The organism is Neorhizobium sp. P1_A6, from assembly GCF_056406795.1.
The window spans coordinates 278,070-303,949 of sequence record NZ_JBFTZM010000004.1 but is presented as its reverse complement, the minus strand read 5'-3'; the positions used below and the strand labels follow the sequence as shown (position 1 = coordinate 303,949).

The following is a 25,880-nucleotide window of genomic DNA, read 5'->3' as shown; positions in this document are numbered from 1 at the left end:
ATGGCCATCACCCCACCTGTTTGCGGATGTCGCTGGTGGCTTCGAGGATGGAGAAGTTCGCGACGTCGTCGACCGTCGGAACCGTTCCTTTGAACTGCTTGAGATCGGCATAGGCCTTGATCTGCGCCGCCCAGTTTTCACGCGACATGGTGCCCCAGCCGGACGCCTTGGTGGTCGCGCCGAAGGAGAAGTCGACGCACGGGGCCACGGCTTTCATTTCGCTGGCCTTGTCGAGGATCGGATAGGCCTCACAGAGCATCTCGACCGCTTCCTTCTGATTGTTGCGGACGAAACCCCAGCCCTTGGCGGCGGCGCGGGTGAAACGTTCGAGAACATCGGAATGTTTGGCGATCTGGTCGTCGGTCGTGTAATAGACGTTGGCGTACAGTTGAAGGCCGCTGTCCCAGAGCATCATATCGACGCGATTGTCGCCGAGGACATCGAGGGCATTGACGTTGGTGAGCCAGCCGGTGACCGCATCGGCCTGGCCGGTGATCAGCTGGTTCATGTCCGAACCCATGTTGACCATCTTCACCTGGTCCTCGGCGATGCCGTTCTGAGCGAGCAGTGCGCGCAGCAGGATGAAGGCGGTCGGCTGGGTGGCAATCGTCTTGCCGATCATGTCTTTCGGGGTCTTGATCGCCTTGTTCTTCAGCGAAAAATAAGTGAAGGGGTGCTTCTGGTAGCCGGACAGGAAGGCCTTGACCGGCAGTCCTGCCGAACGCGCCAGCATCACGGACGGGCTGGAGGAAATCTGGCCGGTTGCGGACTGGCCCGATGCCACGCCCGCGACGCCGTCGACGCTCGGTCCGCCGGGGACGATTTCAAGCTCGATGCCCTGTTCTTCGAAGAAACCCTTCTTGATGGCGGCGACTTCGCCGAGTACGCCGTTCGAGACGAGCCAGCCGAGCTGCATGCGCACCTTGGCCACATCCTTGGCATTGCCGGCGCGGATGCCGAGGACGCTGGAGGCGGCGGCGAAGCCACCCAAGGCCGCAGCGTTGGATATGAAACGGCGGCGATTCAGTGTGAAATGAGACATAGCGTTCCCCTGTTGGCCTTATGGCCTGATACATTTTCGCTTGACTTGGCCGGTCTCAGCGCCGGATTGAGGGGAGGATGGCGCAATGTCGCGTTCTAATAAAGAACAATATTTCGCATATTTAGTTGCCGAAAAGGCAACGCCAAAACGCGCGGCAATTCTATTGAATTTGCAATCGTCAAGTCCGTCGCCCGAACCGAAGCATCGATTTAACGCCAAGACTTTGCGAAGCCCTGATTTATGGTGGACGTTTACTTAATTATCCACTCAAGATAGAAAATGCTTGCAGGGGTACTCGGCAACTTATCGATGATAGGATACAAATAACACGTCAGTATCCTAGTGCCAAAGAGATGGTCCCTCAGTGAGCAAAGCACCGAATGCAGCCGACAGAGAGGTTGGAAAGCGGATCCGCCTCTACAGGCGAGAGAAAAAACTTACTCAGCCGCAACTTGCCCACCATGTGGGCATCACGTCTCAGCAGCTTCAGAAATATGAAAATGGCATTAATCGGATTGCTGTCGGCAAGCTCGTGGAGATCGCGACCGCGCTGAAGGTCGAGATGGTGGCGTTCTTCGATCGGATCCCGACAGTCGAACCATCGAACGACAATCAGCTCGAAGACCCGCAATTCGATTTCACCCATGAAGCGCTGCTGATGAGCACCGCATTCATGAGCATTTCCAAACCGGTTCTTCGCAAACGCATCCTGGAATTGGTTCAGGCGGTTGTTGCAAGGGAATTCGAGGCGGAGGCGCTTTTGGCCGATATCGAAAGACGGCCGGCCCAGTCAGCGGTCCCTGACGTTTAAGTCCTGGGACCGTCCTCATCGAGGGCTATCTTCGTCTTGCTGCGGAATATCGCATTCAGCTTCACGCTCCTCTCGTTTTCGGGACTGGTGCCTTCCCAATCGAGCGAGAGTTGAAGGAGAGCCATGTTCGTCAAGTGGACGACCGTGGAGAGCCGAAGTGATTCCGCTTCCTTGTTGACCGCGGAAAGCATGCGGAACAGGCGGGCATATTCGTCGCTGGCGACGTCGTGGGCGAGATCAATCATTCATGGATCCTTGCGACGAGTCCATCTCGTCGCGCAGTTTTTCCCAATGGGCGGTCTGTGCGAACGTCCATTTGGAGTGTTTACGGGAACTGGTAATGCCGTTGAGCCAAACGAGAACGGCCCTCGCATCCTCACGTTTCAATTCCACCTTGTGGCGTTTAATGTCGTGAAGGATCACCGCACTACGCTGAGGATCACTGAACTCGCATCGTTCGAGAATGGCCTGATAGGTCCGCTCGGTGTAGTGCATGAAATTGGCAGCGAGAAAAAACCGTTCCCGCTCGGCAGCTGAAATGAGCCCCATCCGCCCAAGCTTGCGGATCGTTGCCTCGTAGTCGACGCGCGGCACCGAGAGCGGCATCCATCCGAGCTCCTCGGGGCCGTGGATCAATGCTACGGCCTCGTCATCGATCAGCCGGCCAGCGGCATAGTCGGAATATATCCGGCCGATGCCGATCATTCCGAATGCCTCGCATTCGGCAGCGCGCAGCGCGCCCATGCTCGAGCCGCCGCCGATGGAGACATCGCGGCTCAGCGCATAAAGAATCTCCTTGTGCCACACGGAGGCGGACTCGCCGAAATAGCCGTCGATCAGGGCGATCGCCGTGGCGCCGTCCTCGACCGCCTTCAGGATGTCTCCGCGGGCTGCAGGTCCGCGGAAGGTCAGCGATGGGAATCGCTGTTTCATCTGGCGGGTCGACGACCCGAGGCTTGGCCCGACGAAAACGACTTTCAATGCCGTGATCTCCTTATGGCATTTGCAGCGCGGATACCGAGCTGCAAATATTGTCCGGAAAGTTCGACTTCCAGGCCTGGAACGATGACCCGGACGACCGAAACGGGGAGCCCGGCATCCTGCATGGGAACCGCAACCACCTGCCTGATGCCGGCAAGCCTGAGACGGCCGAGTATGTGATCGATCGTGCCGTTGATGGAGTGGCGGGTTGCGTCAAGCTCGCGATACTGGACCGGGCGCCTGTCCAGCGACGACAGGGCGACCAGGCGGCTGAGAGCGTTATCCGCCCGTATGTGCTGATAGATGCGGGGCGAAAAATCGTCGCGGCTGCCGGCAATCGCGGTCAGACGGCTCTGTGCTGCTTCGGTTATGGCGCGCAGCATTGCGCGCACCGGGTCGGGATGGCAGCCGCAGCCGCCGCAAATCTGGCTCCAGCGCGGGTCTGACCGCTTGGCCGTAGAGTCCGGGATCAGCACGGCCAGGAATGCCGGAACCTGGAGATCCGTCGTCATGTCGAGGAGGAGCAGCTGTATGCCCGCGTTGCGAAGGCGGCGCACCATGAGGTCGAGCACGGCATCCTCGACGCTGGCCGGATCGACGAGGCAGGCGTTCAATTCGTGCTCGGATTTGAGCTGGACAAGGGTCCAGGCATCGCGCTCGACGAGTTCGCACAGCCCGTGCAGGAGTGCCTCCGCATGAGTGTTTCCGGATGCGAGGCCATCGCTGGACTGCTCGAACCCTGCAGGCCGTTCGCCTCGGTGATCCATCCCGGCGAGCCACCAGGGCACCATGATCTGATTGCCGGAGAGGATGTCGAGACCGGTGACCCAGGGTATCTGACGGTCGCCGATTTCGGAGGGTACGCACCGTGCGGTCGAATGAAGGTCGATCATGCTCGCTGCAGAGCCGGCGACGTCGTTGACGGTCGCCCAGGTCAGCGATGCCGGTTCGACCTCGGCAACCCGTGTCTCCAGGGCTTCCATGGCGGCTGAGGTGCGCGCCGCATCGGTATCGACGCCTTTGCCCTGGAAGACGGAGAGAGTGTAGCTGTTGGGCCGCGTCGCAAAGGCGACGGGAATGCCGACCCGGTCGAGGCCGGTCAGGAAGCCGACCCGGGTAATGCCGAGATCTCTGAAAAACGGGCTGATCGCGTCGAAGGTTTCCGCCGGCGACACGCGCCGGTCATGATACGTGCTGAAACCCTGCTCCCGCTGTGTGAGGGAGGCTGCGAATTTCTGGATCGTCTGCGTCGATGACTGGATCTGCATCATCATTTCCGGCTGCCAAATTTCGAAGGACCCTGACCTCGAACGAGATTGGGCGGGCGACTGTCGGGTCTGCAAAAGTGGTTGCGATGCCGAACTCATCCCGTCGATTCGTCCTCTCCAAGGGTCTCTATGGGAGAGGAGACCAAAGGCACCGTGACTTGGGCGTGACAGGCTTATTAAGGGGGCAAGTTTGGTTGCTTAAAAGATCTTTTGCTTGGCGGCATTCCAGAGCCGTCGCGGCTCGTGGTTAAGCCCAAGGCAACCGTCGGCACCTTGGGCTTCCAGGCTCATTACTGATATCTCATTGCATGCGTGACCTGAGAGAGCGCGTTCGCGGCAATCTCGGTCCGGCCGCCAAGCACGGCTTCGGCAGCGGCGGAAAACCGCAACGTCGGGGCAGAGGTAGTGGTTTCGACCGGCTTGGATGTCTTGAACTTCGTTTCCATGCTTTCTCTCCGCTAATAGGCAGCTTGTGCTGCGTTGCGTAGAGAAAGGACCACACCGGGTGTTATTCCAGCGTGACAGGCATTTTCACGCCTTTTTACGGTAGCCCAGCGAGCCTGAGGCCGTGAATGAGCAGCTCGGCATGCGCCGGGTCACGGTCCGGCACGAAGTAGCGGATATCTTCGCTGCGGAAATCGGGGAAATTTTCCCGGACGATCGCCGCATATTTACGCGCAGCCGGCATGTCGCCTGCCATCGCGTGACTGGCGGCAAGCAGCCGCGCGGTGGCGTGTTTGCTGCGGACCGGGTCGATCGTATCGATCGCTTTTGAATATTCCTGGCGCACGTAATGGGTGGAGCCCAGTATCCAGTAGTAATAATCCGGCGGCAGAGGGTTCAGTTTGAAGGCGGCGAGCCCGAGATCGAGAGCCTTGTCCAGGTCGCCGGCATGCGACAGAGCGTCCGAATAATCTATCAGCACGTCCGCGTCGCTCGGATTAAGGTTCTGAGCCTCCTGAAAAAGGTCCAGGCTTTCGTCGAAACGTCGGCGATAAAGCGAGATGAAGCCGAGCTCGCGGAAAGCGCGGCCGCTGCCGGGATCGAGATCGCGGGATGCGCGGGCGGATTGATTGGCCACATCCAGCAGCTCGTTGTCCTTCATGCCGCGCACCAGCCATTCCATGCCGAGCGACCGCGAAATTCCGGCATGCGCCGGCGAAAAGCTGTCACAGCGCTTGACCGCTGACTTGAACCATTTGCGCGCCTGACGCAGATGCGGCAGGTCCGTGCCGGACAGATAGCGCTTTCCTTCGAGGTAAAGGCGGTAGGCAGAGGGGTCGACGTCGTCGAGAGACCTGGCGATTTCATGCCGTTCGATGACATCGGTCAGCGACATCGAAATACGCCGCGCCAACTGGCTGAAAGATGCTCTCATCTGCTGGACGTCGAGCGGCAGGTTGATGGCCCAGAGCACTTCGCCGGTGCCCACCCGCGTCAGCCTGCAGGTCGCAAAAATCTCGTCGCCTTCACCCTGGATCGTCACGAATACGGAATAGTCGAACTGAAGGTCGCTGAGGGCCGATTGGCGTTGATTGGGATCGCCCGATCGATTGAGCAGTTCGAAACTCGTATGGGCGGCGATGATCTTGAAAACACGTTGGTGGCTGAGGCCGATCGTGACGTCTTCCAAAAGAGCTCTACCGAGGCGCTGCACCAGTGCGTCCTGGACGATGGTCTCGGGCGGCAGGATCACCACCCGCGGCTGTGCCGGCATGACACTCTTTGGGCGTTCCTCCGCTTCGGGCGTACGGTCAGAACCAGGCCGGCTGAGGATGCCGAGTTCGTGGGCAAGCCCAACCGTCTCCGGTGTCGGCGGCGTGCCGTAATCAGCCCTGAGCTGGTCCCGGCATCGACTGTAGGCCTGGCGAGCGGCGGCCAAGTCCCCGTGGCCGACGTGATATTTCATCAGCGCCCGCGCTGCGCCCTCGTGAGAGGCATCCAGTTCGATCAGGCGGTTGGCAAGCAAGGGTAGTGACGAGGACTGTTGGTGCGACGATATCGCGAGCAGGCTTTCGATGTGGCTCGATCGCCAGTCACCGACCTTGCGCCGCGCGTCCAGAAGCCAGTCCTCCGCACCGCCGGTCGGAGCCTCGACGGCTTCGAGCAGTTCGCCATGAACAAGGTCCCAGTTATTCTCGTCTAAGGGACCTGCCTCCATCAACGCGAGGAGATCGACTGTGAACCGATCGCAATCAAGCCGCAGCGTTTCTTCGTCGTTGACGAGGATGGCCGGGGCGTCCGGGCCGACCGCCTTGGCGATGCGTGCCAGAAGCTGACGCAGGCTGTTGGCGCGCTTTTCCGCATCATGGGAGGGCCAGAGCAGCCGCCGTATCGTTTCGCGGTCGACCGTCAATCTGGGCGCCATCGCAACGACAGCAAATAGAAAATAGGCTTTTTCCGGCAACGCGATGCTCACGCCGTCCAACTCAAGCGAGGGGCGACCGAGCAACCGGATTTGGAGCATCGTATTTTCGAGCATTGTATTGCTGTTCGGAACTACGCGTTGTTGTAGAAAATATGTATCGTTATGGGGACGGTCTGTACATTCATTTCTGATACTGCTGAGCTAATAAGCTCCAAGTACGAAACCCGCTTCGGCAAATTACGTTGTATTGCTCTAGTCGAAGACGCGTTTTCATCCTCCGCCGCAGATCGGAAGCAGGTTGTAAGATATTTGCTCGACCGACATCAGGATATCGGCCTCGGTCGGACCGGATGAGCTCGGGAATTACGCCGGGCTTCCGAGGAACTGGAAGTACGCCCAGGCGAGAACAAGGCATACGATCACGGCTGCAACAACTGCCAACTTGCGTAGCAACGGATTCGGCTCTCGCGGCGGCGGTTCCGGGCGTCGGAATTTGATGACGTTGTCGTTCATGAATCTGCTTTTACCGCTGAACGTCTTGAACCGCTACAGGGTTGCGATTGTTTTATGGTGTTGCGGGTGCGAGCCGCATCCGAGACGTGCATAACAGCACATCGATCCGCGTTCAACTTGCCATATTCACGGCAGTCCCTGCGTTCAGTGGGCATTCCAAGCGTGGTTCTTGACCTCCCTACTTCACTGCTCCCGCCGTCATGCCGTTGATGAACTGGCGGGACAGGATGATGTAGACGATGATGACCGGCGCCGAGGACAACAGAAGCCCCGCGAACAGCACGCCCCAATCTGTCGTGTATTCGCCCATGAAGGTCGTGAGGCCTTGCGGCAGGGTCTTCAGGTTGTCCTTCTGGATGAAGATCAGCGGGAAGAAGAAGTCGTTCCAGATCGGCACGACGTTCTGAATGCCGGCGATCACCAGGGCCGGCCGCACCAGCGGCAGCATGATCGACCACATGATCCGCGGTTCGCTGGCGCCGTCCATGCGGGCCGCGTCCTCAAGTTCGTTCGGAAGCGTGGCGATGAAGCCGGTCATGATGAAGACGGTGGTCGGCAAGCCCATCGCCACATAGATGACGATCAGCGACAGCTGCGTGTTCAGGATGCCGAGATCGCGCATCAGGATGAAGAGCGGGATGATCGCGAGCTTCAGGGGAAGCGTCAGTCCGGCCAGGAAGAACATCAGCACGAAGCTCGATCCCCGGAACTTGTAGCGACCGACGGCATAGGCCGCCATCGTCCCGAGCGTCAGGATCACGACGATCGACGCGCCGGTGACGATCACCGAATTCAGGAGATAGCGCAGGAAGTTGGTCTGGCTCCAGATCTTGACGATGTTGGCAAGGTTGGAGAAATCCGGGATGCCGAACGGCGACTGGAAGATCTGCGCATTGGTCTTGAACGCGGCAAACAGCATGATGACGATGGGGGCGAGCATCACCACCGTATTCAGGATCAGGATGATCTGGATCAGCCCATCCTTGCCGAGCGTGGCGAGCATGCCGCGCCGATCGTAATAGCTTTGCGAAGCAGTGCTCATATCTGGATTTCCCTGGCCCGCAGCTTGAAGGTGATGACGCCGGCCACCAGCGCGATGAAGACGAAGATCAGCACGGCAAGTGCACTGCCGGCGCCGAAATCCTGGCCCGAGCCGGACATGTTGCCGAAGGCGGTGCGGTAGAAATAGAGCCCGAGCACATCGGTTGCGCCGTGCGGAGAGCCTTCAAGGCCGACCATCACGTAAGGAATCTCGAACCAGTTGAAGCTGCCGACGAAAAGAAGCGTGAAGACGACCGTGGCGCTTGGCGCCACCAGCGGCCAGACGATCTTGGTGATCTTGGTCCACTCGCTTTCGGTTTCCATGCGAACGGCATCGAGGATTTCACCCGGAATGCGCTGCATGCCTGCGAGGAAGACCAGCGTCGGGAAGCCGACCATGTGCCACGCATTGGCGAATATCAACGACCAGAGCGCGGTGGAATCCTGACCCAGCCAGGGCTGGGCAAGTCCGCCAAGGCCCAGCCCGCGGAACGAGATGTTGACCACGCCGAAAAGCGGATGAAGGAAGAGCTTCCAGAGAAAGCCAACGATGATGGTCGACAGTACGACCGGCAGGAAGACGGAAATCCGGTGGAAGGCAGCACCCGGCAGCTCGCGCCAGAGACAGTAGGCGAGCAGGAATCCGACGCCGTTCTGCAGCACCATCAGCGCAAAGAAGACCCAGACGTTGTGAAGGAACGCGTTGACGGTCCAATCGGCATAAGGCTGGGTGAACAGCACCTTGTAGAAGTTTGCGAAACCGACGAATTCGCCGCGCGCCAGCCCGTTCCAATGGAAAAAGGCATAGGCGAAGGCCGAGATGATCGGGTAGACGACAAACAGCGCTACGAAGGCAAGCGGCGGCACGATCAGGGCCGAAATCCAGAGCCTTCGCGAAACAAGGGGCGATCCGGGCATTACAACTCTCTTGAGATTGGAAGCGGGGCGGCTTGCAAAGCCGTCCCGCCGCTTGAGGTCACTTCTTGAACGGGGCGTACCAGTTCGCAAGGCCGGTCGTCAGGTTCTTTCCGACCTCTTCCGGGGTCGCCTTGCCGCCAAGCAGCTTCTGGATCTCGCTCTGCAGCAGGACCGAACCGGACGGCTCGCCGTAACGGAAATGGACCAGCATCAGATAGGGGATCGAGTGCTTGTTGAGGTCGGCGACTTCGCCAAGCAGCGGGTCCTTGAACGTCACGCCGGGTACTGCCGAGATGTTGTTCAGGTCGTTGGCGAACATCTGGCCGAATTCCTGGCTGGCGAGGAAGTTCAGGAACTTGACCGAAGCTTCCTTGTTCTTGCCCTTGGCGTTTGCCGCATAACCGCCGTCGAAATAGAGGGCGACGAGCTTCTCGTCCTCGGCCTTCAGGCCGGGAGCCGCGAAGATGCCCATCTTCATGTTGGGGTTCTGCTTCTTGAAGTTGGCAAGCTCGTAGGAGCCGCCGACAAACATGCCGGCCATGCCCGATGAGAAGAGCTGCTGGGCGGAAGCGTAATCAAGGCCGATGAAGCCCTCCGGGAAATATTTGGTGATTTCCTTGAGCTTGGTGAGTGCCCCGACATAACGCTTGTCGGTGAAGTCCGCCTTGCCAGCCATCAGGTCATCGTAGAAACCGCGGCCCATGATCGAGGATACGAGGCCGCCGACCACGACTTCGTTCTGCCAGGCGGTTGCCGTGCCGTTGGCAAACGGCATGACGCCGGCAGCCTTCAGCTTTTCGGATGCCTTGATGAAGTCATCCCAGCTCTGCGGCTCGCTCAAGCCGTTCTTGTCGAAGATATCCTTGTTGTAAATCACCAGCATGGTCTGGCTGGCAAAGGGTACGGCGTAGGTGGTCTTGTTCGAACGCATCGTCTCCGAGGCGAGCGCCGGCGCGGTGAAGGTCGAGAGGGCCGGGACATTGGTCTTGTCCAGAGCCAGAAGATAGCCACCGCTCGCGATCGTTTCCATGCCGCCATAGGTGCGGGTGAACATCAGGTCCGGTCCCGAACCGCCAGCAAGCGCGGTCGACAGGATCGTGTTGTAGTTCGTCGCTTCGAACGTTTCGAACTTGACGGTGATGCCCGGGTTCTTCGTCCCGAAAGCTGAGATAAATTTCTGGTACTGGGCCTTATCTTCCTGCCGCCAGCTCCAGAAGGTCAATTCCTGCGCCATTGCCGGCAAAGCTGTCGCCAGGGCTCCCAAGGCTACTATCGTGCTGCAAACTAGCTTTTTCATCTGGTTCCATCCTCTTGGTATTTATAGGAGACGAAAGTGCTTTCAGGCCGCCAACCTCTCCCTCGTTGCGCGACTGAAATAGTGGATTTCCTCTGAGGCCACCGTGATGACTACCGGCGTGTCCGGAGGCAGGTCGACCGAGGCCGAGGACCGGATACCGACCAGCGTGCCGTCGCCGAGGCGCACATACACATACGTGTTCTCGCCCAGATATTCCGTGTAGACGACAGTGCCCTTGAAGCCATCGGTGCTCTCGTCGGTGGAGACCGTCATCGCATCCGGCCGGACGCCGATCACGAGATCCCGCTCGTCCGATTGCGGCAGGCGGGAAACATTGATCGATCCCGATCCGGGAAGGCCGAGATTGTTGCTGTCGCGTTCAACATTGAGAAGCGACATTCGGGGCGAGCCGATGAAGGTGGCGACGAACGTGTTGGCCGGCCGTTCGTAGAGTTCGCGAGGGCTGCCGAACTGTTCGACCTTGCCGTTGTTCATTACGACGATCCGGTCGGCAAGCGTCATCGCCTCGACCTGGTCGTGGGTGACGTAGATGGTGGTGCCGCCGATTTCGCGGTGAAGCCTGGCGATCTCCAGGCGCACGTCGGAGCGCAGCGCCGCATCCAAGTTGGAAAGCGGCTCGTCGAGAAGCAGGACTTTCGGCTTTCTGACCAATGCGCGGCCGATCGCGACGCGCTGGCGCTGGCCGCCGGAAAGTTCGCGGGGCTTGCGCTTCAGGAGCGGATCGAGCCGCAGCATCTTGGAGGCTTCGTCGATGCGCTTTTCGACTTCGTCCTTTTCGAGGCCCATCAACCGTGCGCCAAAAGCCATGTTTTCGTAGACATCCATATGCGGATAGAGCGCATAGGACTGAAACACCATGGCGATGCCGCGGCGCGACGGGGCGACGTCGTTCATCCGGCGGTCGTCGAGGTGAAACTCACCGGAACTGATCGTATCGAGGCCCGCGATCAATCTTAGAAGCGTCGATTTTCCGCATCCCGACGGGCCGACGAAAACGACGAATTCCCTGTCGGAAATCTGGAGGTCGATACCGTGCAGCACGTCGACGGATTTGAAGCTTTTCTTGATGCCGCTGAGGGTCATTCGAGCCATGCCGAAACTCCGTACTCGTCAATTCAAAGTGTGCTCGGCGGCAAGTGCCGTGAGCAATTCAGCCGTTTCAAACGGATCGCGATGAAGGATGCAATTCTGCCATCCGAGCTCGCGCGCTGCCACGACGTTTTCCTCGATGTCGTCGATGAAGATGACGTCCTTTTCCGAACATCCTTCGACTTCTGACACCGCTTGAAAAATCATCCGGTCCGGTTTTTCAAGGCCCATGTCCTGGGACAGGTATTCACGATCGAAATAACCGGCGCCCAGGAGATTGTCGCTAATATAGCGCCAGTGGATCGGCTGATTGTTGCTGAGGCAGACGACGCGATGATTTTCCCTGAGCTTGCGGACAAAACCGATGAATTCGTCAAAACCTTCGGCGACATAGGCGTGTTCGGCTTCATAGACGCTTTCGGCCGGCACGCCGAATACCCCGGCGAGCGCCTGCACGTAATCGGGCTCCGTCGACCGCCCCAGCCGGAAATCGCGGAAGATCGCCTCCGGAACGTCGCTATACCGCAGGGACGGACCTGCGCCGCCGGGCTTCGATACCGCGCGGTCGCGGGAAGCCGGATCGAGCTTCACGAACACGCCGCCAATATCAAAAATGAAGAGCTTTTCGCGTTTCTTCATGAGCCGGTTCCAGCACCACTCCCTCATCCCTTAAGTGTTAACAACCTATTAGATAATTCCGCCCTGTCAATTAAGTATGGAATTTTTTATTCGTATCGAATGTTTTCAACAGGCTGTTGCCGCCTTCGCTTCATTTTGGTCGGAGATCTAATATGGGTATTGGTGCGGGATGTAATGAGCCGCAGGCGATAAGGCCTTAGAAATACGCCTGATTTGCGGGTGAGTCGGTCATCTCGCAACGGCAATGCCGMGTGGCGGAATGGAATATAAAATTCTTTATGTTTTTACTGATGGGAATTTTCTATCGTAATCGTTTTGGTCACAAGGATCGCCGATCGAATGATCGGCGGGAAGACCGATATCGGGGTGGCCGGCATCATAATGGCAGGCGGTTGATTGTGTTGGGGAAGCGCGGCCGCTCGGATGTTAGCGGCAGGACGGTCGTCGGTGGTGTTCGTGGCAGACGTCGTGTGTGAGAATGGCCTGTAGCCATGCCGGGACCACTACGGTCGGGCCGGCCAGGGGGCACGGCTGCTTCTCAAGGTCCGCAGCACAATGCAATCGCCCTCCGCCGCGAGCGGGCCTCGGTGGAGAGGGCGACGGATATTATCGTGGGGTACCCGATCGCCTGTATCTCTTGGAACAGGCGATCGGAGGACGGCTCCGACGGGAGCTTGGTCGGGGCGATCGTTACGCCGCGACGGGCTGGGCGGGCGCCTTGGCGCCGGTCATGAACGCGACCGCGTCGGACATCGTGTATTCTTTCGGATCGATCACGGTCAGCCGTCGTCCAAGCCGATGAATATGGATACGGTCGGCCACCTCGAACACATGCGGCATGTTGTGCGAGATGAGCACGATCGGAATGCCGCGCGAGCGCACGTCGAGAATAAGCTCCAGAACTTTCCGGCTTTCCTTGACGCCGAGTGCGGCGGTTGGTTCATCGAGGATGATGACCTTGGAGCCGAATGCGGCGGCCCGGGCCACCGCAACGCCCTGACGCTGCCCGCCAGACAGGGTCTCGACGGCCTGGTTGATGTTCTGGATCGTCATCAGCCCGAGTTCGGTGAGCTTGTCTCGCGCCTGCTTTTCCATCGTCGGTCGGTCGAGCATGCGGAACCACTGACCGAGCACGCCCGGTTTGCGGATTTCGCGCCCGAGAAACATGTTGTCGGCGATGGATAGCGCCGGTGAGAGCGCGAGGTTCTGGTAGACGGTTTCGATACCCGCATCGCGGGCTTCGAGCGGCGACTTGAAGTGCACCGGCCGGCCTTCCAGGGTGATTTCACCCTCGTCGGGCCGCACCGCGCCGGAGATCGCCTTGATCAGCGAGGATTTGCCGGCACCGTTGTCGCCGATGACGGCGAGGATTTCACCGGGGTAGAGATCGAAATCGGCGTTGTCGAGAGCGGTCACGCGTCCGTAACGCTTGACCAGGCCGCGGGCTGTGAGGATGGGTTCGACACTCATGATTACACCGAGACCTTTCTGATCCACTGATCGATGGCGACGGCGGCGATGATGAGCCAGCCGGTCAGCATGACTTTCCATTGAGGGTCGGCGCCGAGCATGTTGAGGCCCATCGACATGACGCCGACGAGCATGGCGCCGAACAGCGTGCCGAGGATGGAGCCGCGGCCGCCGAACAGCGAGATGCCGCCRATCACAGTCGCGGTGATTGCCTGCAGGTTATAGTCGGTCACCGCGGAGGAGGGGGATATCGAACCGTTGCGGCCGATCGAAACCCAGGCGGCGAAGGCGGCGATGATACCGGCGATCGTGTAGACGCTGAGCAGAACCTTGCGGGTCTGGATGCCGGAGAGTTTTGCTGCTTCCGGGTCGTCACCGACGGCGTAAACATGCCTTCCCCAGGCCGTATGGTTGAGGATGTACCAGAGCACTGCCACGAGCAGGACCATGGCGATGACACCAAGTGTCAGGATGGCGCTGCCTACCTTGAAATTGAGAGCGAAGAGATGGAGGAGCGGCGCCTTTTCATCCACGTCGGTGTCGCGGATCGTCTCGTTGGCGGAATAGATGAAATTCGTCGCCATGATGATGTTCCAGGAGCCGAGCGTCACAATGAACGGCGGCAGCCGCATGACCGCCACAAGGAACCCGTTGAAGAAACCGCAGATGCCGCCGGTGATCAGGCCGACAAGGATCGCGATGCCCGCAGGCATGCCGTAGGTAACGGCGAAATTGCCCATGATGACGGCCGATATCACCATCACCACCCCGATCGAAAGATCGATGCCGGCGGTGAGGATAATCAGCGTCTGGGCAGAGCCGAGAATACCGACCACCGCGATCTGCTGAAGGATCAGCGTCAGCGTATAGGACGAGAAGAACCGTCCGCCGATGGCGATGCCGAAGATGATGACGGACAGGATCATTACGATCAGCGGCACGGCAGCGGGTGTCGAATGCAGAAAATGCTGCGCGCGTTTTAAGAGAGAGACGTCCTGGCTCTCGAACGAGGCAACGCTTTTGTCGCTGCCGTCGAGAACACGCTCGAATTCCTGTGTTCCACTCATGTTTCCTCCTCCGCGCGCCGAATGCGCAGGAACCGTCCGTTGAGTTCGCCCGGTCTTCGCCGGTTGCTTCCCAGCCGCGTATCACTGGTCGAAAAGGGCCGGGGATTTCGCCCCGGCCGGAATGGGGCTATATGATGAGGATCAACCCCAGCACTTAGCCGTACCTTCCTTGACGTCGATCGACTTGACGCCGGGAACCGGTTTGTCGGTGACCAGCGAGACGCCGGTGTCAAAGAAGGACTTGCCTTCGGTCGGCTTCGGCTTTTCCTTGGTGTCGGCGAACTTCTTGATCGCCTCGATGCCGAGCGATGCCATCAGCAGCGGATATTGCTGCGAGGTGGCGCCGATCACGCCTTCCTTGACCGACTTGACGCCCGGGCAACCGCCGTCGACCGAGACGATCAGCACGTTCTTTTCCATGCCGACAGCTTTCAGGGCCTGGTAGGCACCGACGGCGGCGGGCTCGTTGATCGTGTGGATGACGTTGATGCCGGAATTTTTCTGGAGAAGGTTTTCCATGGCCTTGCGGCCGCCTTCCTCGTTGCCGTTGGTCACGTCGTGGCCGACGATGCGCTTGTCGGTTTCGTCACCGATCTTGTCCGGGTTCTTGGGATCGATGCCAAAGCCGATCATGAAGCCCTGGTCGCGCAAAACGTCGACGGTCGGCTGGTCCGGGGTCAGATCCAGGAAGCCGACCTTGGCATCCTTGGCCTTGTCGCCCATGGTTTCCTTGGCCCACTGGCCGATCAGCTTGCCGGCAAGAAGATTGTCGGTGGCGAAGGTCGCGTCGGCGGCGTTGATCGGGTCGAGCGGGGTGTCGAGGGCGATGACGAGGACGCCGGCATCCCGGGCCTTCTTGACGGTCGGCACGATGCCCTTGGTGTCGGACGCGGTGATGAGAATGCCCTTGGCGCCGTCGGCGATGCAGCTTTCGATGGCTGCGACCTGGCTTTCGCTGTCACCGTCGATCTTACCGGCATAGGATTTCAGCGTCACGCCGAGTTCCTTGGCCTTGGCCGAGGCACCTTCCTTCATCTTCACGAAGAAGGGATTGGTGTCGGTCTTGGTGATCAGGCAGGCGGACACGCCGGCGGCCTGGGCAGGGGCGGAAAACGCGACGCCCAGGACAAGGGCGCCGAATGCGGCGGACAATACGGATTTCTTCATGGTCTCCTCCCAGAGTTAAGATTGTCCGCCATGCGGACCAAACGTTCGGACACCGGTGCCACCGAGTTCGACAGGCGTCTCCTCCAAGCCGTCCTGTGCCCTTACACCCTAATTAAGAACGAGTTGAAATAGCCTGTCAATAATTAATTCCGATTGAATTATTTATTTCTCGTGCCATAGTTTGCCGAAGTGGAGGTTCAGAATCTGGCGATCCGTGTGCGGTACGTCTTTGGGATTGGGGTGGGATATCAAAAAGATACCCAGCGTTCCCGAATGAGACTTCTCCGTCGGTTCAAGGCTTCTGGGAGGAAGAGCCATGTCGGTTTCGGATAGTGTGGCGCAAGGCCATGCGCTGCTGGGCAATTTTACCGGCGGCTCAAATCAGGTGCGGGTGAGGGCCTATAACGAGCGGCTCGTGCTTTCGCTTGTGCGCCTGAACAGCTCGATGTCGAAGGCGGATATCACGCGACGCAGCGGGCTTTCCGCCCAGACCGTCTCGGTCATCATGCGGGCGCTCGAAAAGGACGGTCTACTGTTGCGCGGTGAACCGGTGCGCGGCCGGGTGGGGCAGCCTTCGGTGCCGATGCGCCTCAATCCGGATGCGGCCTACTCGTTCGGCGTGAAGATAGGTCGGCGTAGTGCCGACCTGGTGCTGATGGATTTCGTCGGTCATATCCGGCTGCAATATCACGAGACCTATGCCTATCCGCTTCCCGGGAAGATCATCGAGATCATCACGTCCGGCATCGCCCGGCTCGAAGGCCAGTTGAATGAGGCACAGCGCGGCCGTATCGCCGGGATCGGGATCGCCGCACCGTTCGAACTCTGGAACTGGGCCGAGGAGGTGGGCGCTCCGCAAGGGGCGATGGAGGTTTGGCGCGGGTTCGATCTGCAGGCGGAAATCGCAGCTAAGGTCCAGCACGCGGTCTATCTGCAGAACGACGCGACCAGCGCCTGCGGCGCAGAACTGGTATTCGGCGTTGGCCCGTCCTATCCGGATTTCGTGTATTTCTTCATCGGATCGTTCATCGGCGGCGGGATCGTTCTGAATTCCGCGATTTTTTCCGGCCGGACCGGAACCGCCGGCGCGGTGGGGCCGCTTCCGGTGCGTGGCAAGGATGGCGAGACGCGCCAATTGCTCGACATCGCCTCGATCTTCGTTCTCGAGAACCTTCTGAAAGAGCGGAACCTGGATCCGCAGCCGCTCTGGTATTCCGCCGACGACTGGATCGATTTCGGAGAGCCGCTCGATCTGTGGATTTTCCAGACCGCGAATGCGCTTGCCCAGGCGATCGTCGCGGCGGCCTCGATCATCGATTTTGGTGCCGCCGTGATCGACGGCGGTTTTCCGGCCTGGGTCAGGCAACGAATTGTCGCCTCGACCATTGAGGCGGTGGCACGACTCGACCTTCAGGGCGTCATCATTCCCGATATCATCGAGGGAATGGTCGGCTCCCAGGCGCGGGCGATCGGCGGCGCCAGCCTGCCGATCTTTGCCAAATACCTCACCGACCAAAGCGTGCTTTTCAAGGACCTGCGCGAGATGCCGGCAGGTTCGTAGACTGCTGGCCGGGTTCCATAGATCCCGGCGCTGTTTCGTTTGATCGGTGGAGAAAGTTGCCTCAGCGGCCCTTGGCCTGGCGCCAGCGGGCGAAGTCCGTCTTGGTCTCCTCCCTGGTCGCCGGATAGAGGCCGATGATCGAGCGGCCGCTCAAGACCTCCTCGGTGACGAAATCCTCGAATGCGGTCATCTCGACCACCTCGTCGGCGATCTCGTCGGCGATGCCGGCTGGAACGATAACAACGCCTTCATTGTCGCCGACAACCACGTCGCCCGGCCAGACCGCGACGTCGCCGCAGCCGATCGGCACGTTGATATCGAGCGCCTGATGGAGCGTCAGGTTGGTCGGGGCGGAGGGGCGGTTGTGATAAGCGCGGATGCCGAGTTCGGCAATTTCGGGGCTATCACGAAATCCGCCATCGGTGACGACGCCGGCGACGCCGCGCACCATCAGGCGCGACACAAGGATGGAGCCGGCGGAGGCGGCTCGGGGATCCCTGCGGCTGTCCATGACCATCACATGGCCGGCCGGGCACTGCTCGACGGCGGCGCGCTGCGGATGTTGCGGGTTCTGGAACACCGAAAGCGGGTTGAGGTCTTCACGTGCAGGGATGTAACGCAGGGTGAAGGCCTGACCGACCATGTTCTGCGGCTTTTGGGAAAGCGGCCGGACATCCTGGATGAACTGATTGCGCAGGCCGCGCTTGAAGAGCGCGGTGCAGATCGTCGCGCAGCTGATGCCCTGGTATTTCTTGCGCGTGGTCTCGGAAAGAACGTAGTCGGTCATGGGTTCTCCACTCAGAAAATGTCGGGCTCGCCGGCGGTCGCGCCGAATTGCCGTTCGAGGAAATCGAAATCGCAGCCTTCGTTGGCCTGCTTGATGTGCTTTGAGAACATCCAGCCATAACCGCGTTCATATTTGTCGGCCGGGGCCACCCATTCGGCGCGGCGGCTGGCGAGCGTCTCTTCGTCCACCAGCATATCGATCGAGCGGTTCGGCAGGTCGACGCGGATGATGTCGCCGGTGCGCACCAGCGACAGCGGCCCGCCGATATGGGCTTCCGGCGCCACATGCAGGATGCAGGCACCGTAGCTCGTGCCGGACATGCGGGCATCGGAAATGCGCAGCATATCGCGATAACCCTGTTTCAGGATCTTCTTCGGGATTGGCAGCATGCCCCATTCCGGCATGCCGGGACCGCCCTTGGGCCCGGCATTGCGCAGAATCAATACGTGATCGGCGGTGACGTCCAGATCCTCGCGGTCGATCATCGCCTTCATTTCGGGATAGCTGTCGAAGACGAGGGCAGGGCCTTCGTGAACCCGCAGCCGCGGTTCGCAGGCAGAGGGCTTCATGACGCAGCCGTCCGGCGCGAGATTGCCCTTGAGAACCGCCAGCGAGCCCTCGTGGTAGATCGGGTTGGAAAGCGGGCGAATGACGTCGCTGTTGTAGACTTCCGCACCCTTCAACGTTTCGCCGAGCGGGAAACCGCTGACGGTCATGGCGTCGAGTTTCAGGAGATCCTTGATCTCCGACATCAGGGCGCGCAGGCCCCCGGCGTAATAGAAGTCTTCCATCAGGTATTTGTCACCGGTCGGACGAATGTTGGCGACAACCGGCGTCGTGCGTCCCGCCTTGTCGAGGTCGTCCAGCGTCAGCGGCACGCCGGCGCGGCGGGCCATCGACAGGAGATGGACAACGGCATTGGTGGAACAGCCGGTCGCCATGGCGACGGTCGTGGCGTTGTGGACTGCGTCGGCCGTGATGATCTTGTCCGGGGTCAAATCGTCCCAAACCATTTCGACGATCCGGCGGCCGCACCGCGTGCTCATGCGGATATGGTTGACGTCGGCGGCGGGAATGGAGCTCGCGCCGGGGAGGGTGAGACCGAGCGCCTCGGCGATCGCGGTCATCGTGCTTGCGGTGCCGAAGGTCATGCAATGGCCGTAGGAACGGGCAATACCTTCCTCGACGCCGGTCCATTGTTCTTCGGAAATCGTGCCGGCGCGGCGCTCGTCCCAATATTTCCAGGCGTCCGAGCCGGAGCCCAGCCATTCGCCTTTGTAGTTGCCGCGCAGCATCGGGCCGGCGGGCAGGAAGATCATCGGGAAACCGGCGCTGATGGCGCCCATGACGAGGGCAGGGGTGGTCTTGTCGCAGCCGCCCATCAGCACCGCCCCGTCGACCGGGTGGGCGCGCAAAAGCTCCTCGGCCTCCATGGCGAGGAAGTTGCGGTAGAGCATGGATGTCGGTTTCAATGCGCTCTCGGACAGCGACTGGACCGGCAGTTCCACCGGAAAGCCGCCCGCCTGAAGCACGCCGCGCTTCACATGCTCGACGCGGTCCTTGAAATGGGCGTGGCAGGCGTTGAGGTCAGACCAGGTATTGAGGATGGCGATGATCGGCTTTTTGCCCCAATCCTTTTCGTCATAACCCATCTGCATCATGCGGGAGCGATGTCCCGACGAACGAAGATCATCCGGCGCGAACCAACGTGCGCTGCGGAGATTGGCTGCTTGCTTAGTCATGCTTGCTCTTCCAGAAATCCTGCCATCATTCCGGTATCGATTATGTTTCGATCCGGGGACGGAGCTCCTCCCGCCCGGCATCAACTTAAACAGGCTTTGCGGAAATTGATATATCAAGTTTCAGATTTCTGCCTTGATATATCAAATTTCAGGTGGTAGATCAGCGCCATAAGCATGGAGGATATGAATGGGAGGTGACGACGCACTTCTGCCCGTGGAGCCGGTTTTTCTGAAAAGCCTGCGCGACCACGTCTATGGCCTAGTGCGCGACGCCATTCTTGCCGGCCGACTGAAGGGTGGCGAAAAGCTCAATGAGCGTCATCTCGCCAGTCAGCTTGGCATCAGCACGACGCCGCTGAAGGAGGCCTTGCGCGTACTTGAAGCCGAAGGTTTGGTACGATCGGAGCCCCGCCGCGGGATCTACATCACCTTCAATGCCGGCCAGGCGGAAGAGATGATGCTGGCGCGTGCCGCGCTCGAAAGCATGATCGCTCGCCAGGCCGCCAAGCGGGTGACGGATGAAGATATTGCCCTGATGTGCGAGCTCATCGTCGAGATGCGGGCCGGTCTCGAGACGGTGGATGTGCTGCAGTTCATCGCTCTCAACGAGCGCTTCCACAACGCCATCCATGAAGCATCTGGCTGCGGCTATCTGCGTCGCCTGCAGGGCGGCCAGAACATCTACACCCATGCGGCCCGTCTCAGCGTGCTGTCGGAGGAGCGGGAGCGCTTCCTGGCGGTCGAGGAACATCAGGCCATCGCCAACGCGATCGCCGCCCGCGAGCCGGATCTCGCCGAGCGGCTGATGCGCGACCACGTCATTCGCTCGGGCGAGAAACATCTTCTCCGGGTGTAGCAAGTCGGGAATGGGGGAAACGGACATGAATATCCGCGATTACAGGCGCGTTCTCACGGGCATTTCGGGCGTCCACGTGACTGCCTACGACAACCAGGGGGCGATCGATCCTCACTTGACCGGCAAGATCATCCGCCGCATTGCCGACGCGGGCATTCACAATATCGTCTGCGGCGGCAATACCGGCGAGTTCTACAGCCTTCAGCATGAGGAAGTGCTTCGCCTGCAGGCTATCTGCGTCGCGGCCGTCGAGGGCAAGACAGTCGTCACCGCCGCAGCCGGCCGTTCGGTCGGCGAAGCGATTGCGACCGCCAAGTCGGCCAAGCGTGAAGGCGCTCAGGGAGTGATGGTCCATCACCCGCTCGATCCATTCGCCGCCCCCTGCTCGCAGGCCGACTATTTCATCGCCATCGCCGAGGCTTCGGAACTGCCGCTCGTCGCCTATGTGCGGTCCAATGCGATGGCGGTCGACGATCTTGCCCGCATTGCCACCCATCCGAACATTGCCGGCGTCAAGTTCGCCTCGACCGACATGATGCTGTTTTCCGAATGCGTGCGGGCGACCGAGGGCACGGATGCGGTCTGGATCTGCGGTCTCGCCGAGGGCTGGGCGGCACCTTTTTACGCACTCGGCGCCAAAGGCTTCACGTCCGGCCTCGTCAATATCGATCCGGCCCGGTCGCTGGCGATCTGGAATGCGCTCGAAGCGGGCGATTATGCCAGGACGCGGGCGCTGGTCGCCAAGATTGCAGGCTTCGAAACGTTGCGCACTAAGTTCAACAACGGCGCCAATGTCACGGTCATCAAGGAGGCTTTGGCCCTGCGAGGCGAAAACCTCGGGCCGGTGCGTCTGCCGGGCCTGCCGGCGCTCGATGCCGCCGACCGCGATCGCCTCGAACAGATCTTAAAGGGCTGGGAACCTGTCGCCGCCTGAGCGGCGAAGGAGAAGGCCTCGCGAATACCGGCGTTCCTGGCGCCGTTCACTGATTCCGCGCCGACGGATTACCCGCCGGCCCGTCCTTCGTTCATCCGGATAGACCCCATGAAAATCACAGCGCTTGAAACAGTCCAACTTCCCAGCCTGAACAATATCATCTGGCTTCGCATCCATACGGACGAAGGGATCATCGGCCTTGGCGAGACCTTTCGCGGGGCGGATGCCGTCGCGACCTACCTGCATGCGGAAGTCGCGCCGGCGCTGATCGGCAAGAACCCGCTGGAGATCGACCGGATTTCCAAGCAGCTGACAGAAACCTATGTAGGCTTCCGTTCCTCGGGCGTCGAAATCCGCGCGGCATCCGCTGTCGACATCGCGCTCTGGGACATCCTCGGCAAGGTCACGAACCAGCCGATCCACCAGCTTCTCGGCGGCCTCTCGCGGCCATCGATCCGCACCTACAACACCTGCGCCGGCTATTCCTACAACAGCCGCGGCTCGCGCCGCTATATCGGTGATGCCGACAAGCCGCAAGGCCCCTATGACGATCAGGTCGCCTTCACCAACGATGCGGGGGCGCTTGCCGAAAGCCTGCTGTCCGAAGGCATCACCGCCATGAAGATCTGGCCGCTCGATCCGTTCGCGGTCGCCAGCGGCGGCAATTTCATTCATCGGGATGACCTCGAAAAGGGGCTTGAGCCGTTCCGCAAGATCCGCGATGCGGTCGGCACCAAGATGGAAGTGATGGTCGAGCTGCATTCGATGTGGGACCTGCCGTCGGCGCTGGCGATTGCCCGCGAGATCAAGGAATTCCGCCCCTTCTGGATGGAGGACCCGATCAAGATGCAGGATACCGAGGCGCTGGCAATCTATGCGCAACGCTCCGGCCTGCCGGTCTGCGCCAGCGAGACGCTTGCGACCCGCGCCCAGTTCGTCGAACTCCTACGCAAGAATGCCGTCGATTACGTCATGCTCGACATTTCCTGGTGCGGGGGCCTGAGCGAGGCGAAGAAGATCGCCACCATGGCGGAAGCCTTTCAGCGGCCGATCGCGCCGCATGACTGCACCGGCCCGGTCGTCTTCAGCGCCTCGATCCACCTGGCACTCAACGCGCCGAACGCAGTCTTCCAGGAGTCGGTGCGCGCCTATTACTCGACCTGGTATCGCGATCTCGTCACCGTCATGCCGCGTATCGAAAACGGCCAGATCTATCCGTTCGAAGGAGCGGGCCTCGGGCTGGAACTCAGCGATTACGTTCTCGACAATCCCGACGTCATCCGCCGCACCACCAAGGTCGGCGACCTGTGATGCGTTTCGAACCGGTCGGTCGCCTCAGTCTCGGACTTGGCGAAGGCCCGGTCTGGGACGAAAGACGCAATCTCGTCTTTCTCTGCGACATCCCGACCGGCCGGCTGCTGGCGATCCGGCTCGGCGAGGGCCAGGTCGACGAGTGGGTTCTCGGTACCAATGTCTGTTCGCTCGGGCTTTGTGAAAGCGGCCGGCTGGTCGTATCGCTGACACGCGAGATTWTTCTCTTCGACCCGGAGACCGGGGAGCGACAGACGCTCGCGCATCTCGACGGCGAGCTTGAGACCAATAGGCTCAATGATGGCAAAGTGGGACCTGACGGCGCCTTCTGGGTCGGCACGACCGACCAGCGGCCGGAGCGTCAGCCAGTCTGTTCGCTCTACCGCATCGGTGCGGACGGCAAGTTTGCCGTCAAGAAGAGCGGGCTTTTGATCTCGAACGGGCTCGCCTGGTCGCCGGACGGCACGAGCATGTATCATTCGGATTCGGGCGGTCAGTGGATCGAGCGGCATGATTTCGACGTGGCTACGGGCGAGATCGGCGAAGGCGTCCGGATCGCCATGCCCGGCGAAGCGGATGGGCGGCCGGATGGCGGCGCGACCGATGCCGATGGCTTCTACTGGAGCGCCGGCGTTTCGGCCGGATGTCTCAACCGCTATTCGCCGGAGGGCGTGGTGGTCGGCAAATATCCGCTGCCGGTGGCGACGCCGACCATGCCGTGTTTCTGCGGCCCTGATCTCAAGACGCTGCTCGTCACGTCGCACCGCTATCTTTCGCCGGAGAGGCTGGAGGCTTATCCCTTGAGCGGCGCGGTGCTGGTCGCATCCTCGCCGGTCGCCGGGGTGCCGGTCGCACGTATGAAAGGATTTTGACATGGATTTCGACAAGGCCAACAAGATCGATGACTGACGTATCCATTTACACGCTCAAGGCTGACCGTTGCGAACTGGTTGTCGATGCCGGCCACGGAGCCAGCCTCACCTCCTTCCGGTGGCGAAAGCCGGATGGTGACTGGTTCGAGATCCTGCATGCCTGCCCGCCGGCGCAGGTCGCATTGACCGGTGGCTCTTTCATCATGGCACCGTTCGCCAACCGGCTGGATGCAGGCCGCTTCCTGAACGCCGACGGACCGGTCGAGATCCCGCTCAACCGGCCGGAACAGAACATGGCGCTGCACGGATTTTCCCGCGACAGGGCCTGGCAGGTTATCGAGGTCACCGAGAACACGCTGACCCTGGCTGACGACTTTACTGACGAGGCGATCCCCTTCGCCTATCGGCTGGTGCAGCATATCTCGATCGGGCCGGGTGGCGCCGAACTGTCGTTGACACTGACCAACACTGCGAACCGCACGCTTCCCTATGGCATGGGTTTTCATCCCTGGTTCCGCAAGGAGGATGAAACCTGGCTGAACTTCGACGCTGAGATTGGTTTCGGCCGTGATCAACGAGGCTTGCCGACCGAGGCCGTTCCAGCCAATAGGGGCCCCGATTTTGCCCACGGTCTCGATACGTCGAAGATGCCGTGGTTCGACGGGCATTTTTCGGAATGGGCACCACGCCGGGCAGTCCTCGAGTGGCGACGGGCCGGGGTCAGCATGACGCTTTCGGCGACCGGAGCCCTGACCAACCTGCATGTCTACGTGCCCGACGATCGGCCCATTCTCTGCGTCGAACCCGTCAGCCACGTGCCCGACGTCCACAATCGACGGGAACTGGCGCGATACGGCGACCTTGAATGGTTGGCACTTGGAGAAACTATCGCGGGATCCATGGTTTTTCGGTTCTCCTGAGCGGAAGAACCATCATTTCTGTTTTTGCTGCGGATCTTGTGAGCTAGACCGTTCGGCGGATAAAAATGCACCGCACAAAATATTTGTTGGATGCGCCCTTCCAGAACTCGCACATTGCATAAGTCGCCCTACATAACAGTGGCTTTTATGTGTTCCAGGCCAAGTCAAACGAGGTGGTGACTGGCGATCCGGAGGGAAATTTTGTCATGTCTTTGAAGAAAATGCTTTTGGGCATAGCTTTTGCGCTAGGCGTCTCGGCCACCATGGCGAATGCCCAGGTCGTCGTGTCATCCAAGATCGATACCGAAGGCGGGGTGCTGGGCAATATCATCCTTGCCATGCTGAAGGCGAACAACATCCAGACCACCGATCGTATCCAGCTCGGAGCGACGCCTGTGGTGCGCAAGGCGATCGCCGCCGGCGAGATTGACATCTATCCGGAATATACCGGTAACGGCGCTTTCTTCTTCGAAAAGGGCGACGATCCGGCCTGGAAGAACCCGCAAAAGGCCTATGAAGCGGTCAAGAAGCTCGATTACGACGCCAACAAGATCGTCTGGCTGACGCCGTCTTCGGCCAACAACACCTGGGCGATCGCGGTGCGCAAGGATGTCGCGGATGCCAACAAGCTGAAGACGCTGACCGATTTCGGCAAATATGTCGCCGGCGGCGGCAAGATCGTGCTGGCGGCATCGTCCGAGTTCGTCAATTCGGCCGCAGCCCTGCCGGCCTTCCAGACCACCTACGGCTTCAAGCTGAAACCCGACCAGCTGATCACGCTCTCGGGCGGTGATACGGCTGCGACCATCGGTGCGGCCGCCAACCAGACCAACAATGCCAATGCCGCCATGGTCTACGGCACCGACGGCGGCATCGCGCCTTCCGGGCTCGTTGTTCTCGAAGACGACAAGGGCGTTCAGCCGGTCTATCAGCCGACCCCGATCATCCGCGAGGCAGTGCTCAAAAAGAACCCGACCATCGAAGCGGTGCTGAAGCCGGTCTTCGCCAAGCTCGACCTCGTCACGCTGCAGGACCTCAACGGCCGCGTGCAGGTGGGCGGCGAACCGGCCAAGGCGGTTGCCGAGGATTTCCTCAAGAAGAACGGTTTCCTGAAGTAATTCCTTTTCGGACCGGTTTCGTGTCAACATGGGCCGGGCGTTGGAACGCCCGGCTTTTTCGTCGATCATAGGGTCGGTTTATGAGGG

24 protein-coding genes are annotated in these 25,880 nt (G+C 60.3%); 8 read left to right on the top strand and 16 right to left on the bottom strand.

The genetic code is table 11. From position 1 onward, the window contains the following. Nucleotides 1-7: 7 nt before the first annotated feature. The gene (locus tag AC1D3C_RS10850) at nt 8-1,042 is read right to left on the bottom strand and encodes an ABC transporter substrate-binding protein (protein ID WP_477482881.1); all 1,035 of its coding nucleotides are present in this window, start codon (nt 1,040-1,042) and stop codon (nt 8-10) included. Between the two features lie 364 nt (nt 1,043-1,406). On the opposite strand from AC1D3C_RS10850, the gene AC1D3C_RS10845 reads away from it, so the two are divergent. Continuing rightward, on the top strand, nt 1,407-1,853 hold the full coding sequence (locus AC1D3C_RS10845; RefSeq protein ID WP_477482880.1) for a helix-turn-helix domain-containing protein: 447 nt from the start codon (nt 1,407-1,409) through the stop codon (nt 1,851-1,853). Here the strand turns inward: AC1D3C_RS10845 and AC1D3C_RS10840 are convergent. From AC1D3C_RS10840 to AC1D3C_RS10780, 13 genes are all read right to left on the bottom strand, one after another. Next, on the bottom strand, nt 1,850-2,098 hold the full coding sequence (locus AC1D3C_RS10840) for a hypothetical protein (protein ID WP_477482879.1): 249 nt from the start codon (nt 2,096-2,098) through the stop codon (nt 1,850-1,852). The two genes, AC1D3C_RS10845 and AC1D3C_RS10840, sit on opposite strands and share 4 nt — an antisense overlap. Continuing rightward, a complete protein-coding gene (locus AC1D3C_RS10835) occupies nt 2,091-2,834 on the bottom strand; it encodes a TfuA-like protein (RefSeq protein ID WP_038543911.1) in 744 nt (247 codons plus the stop codon). The genes AC1D3C_RS10840 and AC1D3C_RS10835 overlap by 8 nt, the downstream gene beginning before the upstream one ends. After that, nucleotides 2,831-4,108: a YcaO-like family protein gene (locus tag AC1D3C_RS10830; protein WP_477482878.1), complete on the bottom strand. Its 1,278-nt coding sequence runs from the start codon at nt 4,106-4,108 to the stop codon at nt 2,831-2,833. Before AC1D3C_RS10830 ends, AC1D3C_RS10835 begins: the two co-directional genes overlap by 4 nt. A 284-nt stretch (nt 4,109-4,392) precedes the next feature. Further along, entirely contained in the window at nt 4,393-4,548 is a 156-nt protein-coding gene (locus AC1D3C_RS10825) for a hypothetical protein (protein WP_173426750.1), read from the bottom strand. Between the two features lie 95 nt (nt 4,549-4,643). After that, entirely contained in the window at nt 4,644-6,584 is a 1,941-nt protein-coding gene (locus AC1D3C_RS10820) for a BTAD domain-containing putative transcriptional regulator (protein WP_477482877.1), read from the bottom strand. A gap of 577 nt (nt 6,585-7,161) precedes the next feature. After that, entirely contained in the window at nt 7,162-8,025 is an 864-nt protein-coding gene (locus tag AC1D3C_RS10815) for a carbohydrate ABC transporter permease (RefSeq protein WP_038543907.1), read from the bottom strand. Next, a complete protein-coding gene (locus AC1D3C_RS10810; protein ID WP_038543905.1) occupies nt 8,022-8,942 on the bottom strand; it encodes a carbohydrate ABC transporter permease in 921 nt (306 codons plus the stop codon). Before AC1D3C_RS10810 ends, AC1D3C_RS10815 begins: the two co-directional genes overlap by 4 nt. 58 nt (nt 8,943-9,000) lie before the next feature. Continuing rightward, complete coding sequence (locus AC1D3C_RS10805; protein WP_477482876.1) at nt 9,001-10,239, bottom strand: extracellular solute-binding protein; 1,239 nt, start codon at nt 10,237-10,239, stop codon at nt 9,001-9,003. Between the two features lie 42 nt (nt 10,240-10,281). Beyond that, complete coding sequence (locus tag AC1D3C_RS10800) at nt 10,282-11,352, bottom strand: ABC transporter ATP-binding protein (RefSeq protein ID WP_477482875.1); 1,071 nt, start codon at nt 11,350-11,352, stop codon at nt 10,282-10,284. A gap of 18 nt (nt 11,353-11,370) precedes the next feature. Beyond that, nucleotides 11,371-11,988: an HAD-IA family hydrolase gene (locus tag AC1D3C_RS10795; protein WP_477482874.1), complete on the bottom strand. Its 618-nt coding sequence runs from the start codon at nt 11,986-11,988 to the stop codon at nt 11,371-11,373. A 690-nt stretch (nt 11,989-12,678) separates the two neighbouring features. Beyond that, on the bottom strand, nt 12,679-13,458 hold the full coding sequence (locus tag AC1D3C_RS10790; RefSeq protein ID WP_038543897.1) for an ATP-binding cassette domain-containing protein: 780 nt from the start codon (nt 13,456-13,458) through the stop codon (nt 12,679-12,681). Between the two features lie 2 nt (nt 13,459-13,460). Then, a complete protein-coding gene (locus AC1D3C_RS10785; RefSeq protein ID WP_477482873.1) occupies nt 13,461-14,525 on the bottom strand; it encodes an ABC transporter permease in 1,065 nt (354 codons plus the stop codon). A 141-nt stretch (nt 14,526-14,666) separates the two neighbouring features. Then, nucleotides 14,667-15,692 carry a sugar ABC transporter substrate-binding protein gene (locus AC1D3C_RS10780; RefSeq protein WP_038588060.1) on the bottom strand — a complete coding sequence of 342 codons (1,026 nt, stop codon included), beginning with the start codon at nt 15,690-15,692 and terminating at the stop codon, nt 14,667-14,669. 316 nt (nt 15,693-16,008) lie between these two features. Between AC1D3C_RS10780 and AC1D3C_RS10775 the strand changes: the two genes are divergently transcribed. Further along, entirely contained in the window at nt 16,009-17,253 is a 1,245-nt protein-coding gene (locus AC1D3C_RS10775) for an ROK family transcriptional regulator (RefSeq protein ID WP_051899752.1), read from the top strand. A gap of 61 nt (nt 17,254-17,314) precedes the next feature. Here the strand turns inward: AC1D3C_RS10775 and AC1D3C_RS10770 are convergent, their stop codons facing one another. Next, nucleotides 17,315-18,040: a ribonuclease activity regulator RraA gene (locus AC1D3C_RS10770; protein WP_038543892.1), complete on the bottom strand. Its 726-nt coding sequence runs from the start codon at nt 18,038-18,040 to the stop codon at nt 17,315-17,317. An 11-nt stretch (nt 18,041-18,051) separates the two neighbouring features. Next, the gene (araD, locus tag AC1D3C_RS10765; RefSeq protein ID WP_477482872.1) at nt 18,052-19,782 is read right to left on the bottom strand and encodes an L-arabinonate dehydratase; all 1,731 of its coding nucleotides are present in this window, start codon (nt 19,780-19,782) and stop codon (nt 18,052-18,054) included. 187 nt (nt 19,783-19,969) lie between these two features. Between araD and AC1D3C_RS10760 the strand changes: the two genes are divergently transcribed. The 6 genes from AC1D3C_RS10760 (at nt 19,970) to osmF (ending at nt 25,793) form a co-directional block, all read left to right on the top strand. Then, on the top strand, nt 19,970-20,638 hold the full coding sequence (locus AC1D3C_RS10760; protein ID WP_038543887.1) for a GntR family transcriptional regulator: 669 nt from the start codon (nt 19,970-19,972) through the stop codon (nt 20,636-20,638). 25 nt (nt 20,639-20,663) lie between these two features. After that, nucleotides 20,664-21,572, top strand: coding sequence for a dihydrodipicolinate synthase family protein (locus tag AC1D3C_RS10755; protein WP_477482871.1), 909 nt, complete (start codon nt 20,664-20,666; stop codon nt 21,570-21,572). 108 nt (nt 21,573-21,680) lie between these two features. After that, on the top strand, nt 21,681-22,883 hold the full coding sequence (locus AC1D3C_RS10750; protein ID WP_477482870.1) for a mandelate racemase/muconate lactonizing enzyme family protein: 1,203 nt from the start codon (nt 21,681-21,683) through the stop codon (nt 22,881-22,883). Further along, the gene (locus AC1D3C_RS10745; protein ID WP_477482869.1) at nt 22,883-23,755 is read left to right on the top strand and encodes an SMP-30/gluconolactonase/LRE family protein; all 873 of its coding nucleotides are present in this window, start codon (nt 22,883-22,885) and stop codon (nt 23,753-23,755) included. Before AC1D3C_RS10750 ends, AC1D3C_RS10745 begins: the two co-directional genes overlap by 1 nt. A 29-nt stretch (nt 23,756-23,784) precedes the next feature. Beyond that, nucleotides 23,785-24,675 (top strand): aldose epimerase family protein, encoded by an 891-nt coding sequence (locus AC1D3C_RS10740; protein WP_477482868.1) that lies wholly within the window; start codon nt 23,785-23,787, stop codon nt 24,673-24,675. Between the two features lie 206 nt (nt 24,676-24,881). Then, the gene (osmF, locus tag AC1D3C_RS10735; RefSeq protein WP_477482867.1) at nt 24,882-25,793 is read left to right on the top strand and encodes a glycine betaine ABC transporter substrate-binding protein OsmF; all 912 of its coding nucleotides are present in this window, start codon (nt 24,882-24,884) and stop codon (nt 25,791-25,793) included. The last annotated feature ends 87 nt before the right edge of the window (nt 25,794-25,880 follow it).

Coding starts and splice junctions, on each gene's coding strand:
- AC1D3C_RS10850 (WP_477482881.1), bottom strand. CDS start 1,042: ATGTCTCATTTCACACTGAATCGCCGCCGTTTCATATCCAACGCTGCG.
- AC1D3C_RS10840 (WP_477482879.1), bottom strand. CDS start 2,098: ATGATTGATCTCGCCCACGACGTCGCCAGCGACGAATATGCCCGCCTG.
- AC1D3C_RS10830 (WP_477482878.1), bottom strand. CDS start 4,108: ATGATGATGCAGATCCAGTCATCGACGCAGACGATCCAGAAATTCGCA.
- AC1D3C_RS10825 (WP_173426750.1), bottom strand. CDS start 4,548: ATGGAAACGAAGTTCAAGACATCCAAGCCGGTCGAAACCACTACCTCT.
- AC1D3C_RS10820 (WP_477482877.1), bottom strand. CDS start 6,584: ATGCTCGAAAATACGATGCTCCAAATCCGGTTGCTCGGTCGCCCCTCG.
- AC1D3C_RS10815 (WP_038543907.1), bottom strand. CDS start 8,025: ATGAGCACTGCTTCGCAAAGCTATTACGATCGGCGCGGCATGCTCGCC.
- AC1D3C_RS10810 (WP_038543905.1), bottom strand. CDS start 8,942: ATGCCCGGATCGCCCCTTGTTTCGCGAAGGCTCTGGATTTCGGCCCTG.
- AC1D3C_RS10805 (WP_477482876.1), bottom strand. CDS start 10,239: ATGAAAAAGCTAGTTTGCAGCACGATAGTAGCCTTGGGAGCCCTGGCG.
- AC1D3C_RS10800 (WP_477482875.1), bottom strand. CDS start 11,352: ATGGCTCGAATGACCCTCAGCGGCATCAAGAAAAGCTTCAAATCCGTC.
- AC1D3C_RS10795 (WP_477482874.1), bottom strand. CDS start 11,988: ATGAAGAAACGCGAAAAGCTCTTCATTTTTGATATTGGCGGCGTGTTC.
- AC1D3C_RS10790 (WP_038543897.1), bottom strand. CDS start 13,458: ATGAGTGTCGAACCCATCCTCACAGCCCGCGGCCTGGTCAAGCGTTAC.
- AC1D3C_RS10780 (WP_038588060.1), bottom strand. CDS start 15,692: ATGAAGAAATCCGTATTGTCCGCCGCATTCGGCGCCCTTGTCCTGGGC.
- AC1D3C_RS10775 (WP_051899752.1), top strand. CDS start 16,009: ATGTCGGTTTCGGATAGTGTGGCGCAAGGCCATGCGCTGCTGGGCAAT.
- AC1D3C_RS10770 (WP_038543892.1), bottom strand. CDS start 18,040: ATGACCGACTACGTTCTTTCCGAGACCACGCGCAAGAAATACCAGGGC.
- araD (WP_477482872.1), bottom strand. CDS start 19,782: ATGACTAAGCAAGCAGCCAATCTCCGCAGCGCACGTTGGTTCGCGCCG.
- AC1D3C_RS10760 (WP_038543887.1), top strand. CDS start 19,970: ATGGGAGGTGACGACGCACTTCTGCCCGTGGAGCCGGTTTTTCTGAAA.
- AC1D3C_RS10755 (WP_477482871.1), top strand. CDS start 20,664: ATGAATATCCGCGATTACAGGCGCGTTCTCACGGGCATTTCGGGCGTC.
- AC1D3C_RS10750 (WP_477482870.1), top strand. CDS start 21,681: ATGAAAATCACAGCGCTTGAAACAGTCCAACTTCCCAGCCTGAACAAT.
- AC1D3C_RS10740 (WP_477482868.1), top strand. CDS start 23,785: ATGACTGACGTATCCATTTACACGCTCAAGGCTGACCGTTGCGAACTG.
- osmF (WP_477482867.1), top strand. CDS start 24,882: ATGTCTTTGAAGAAAATGCTTTTGGGCATAGCTTTTGCGCTAGGCGTC.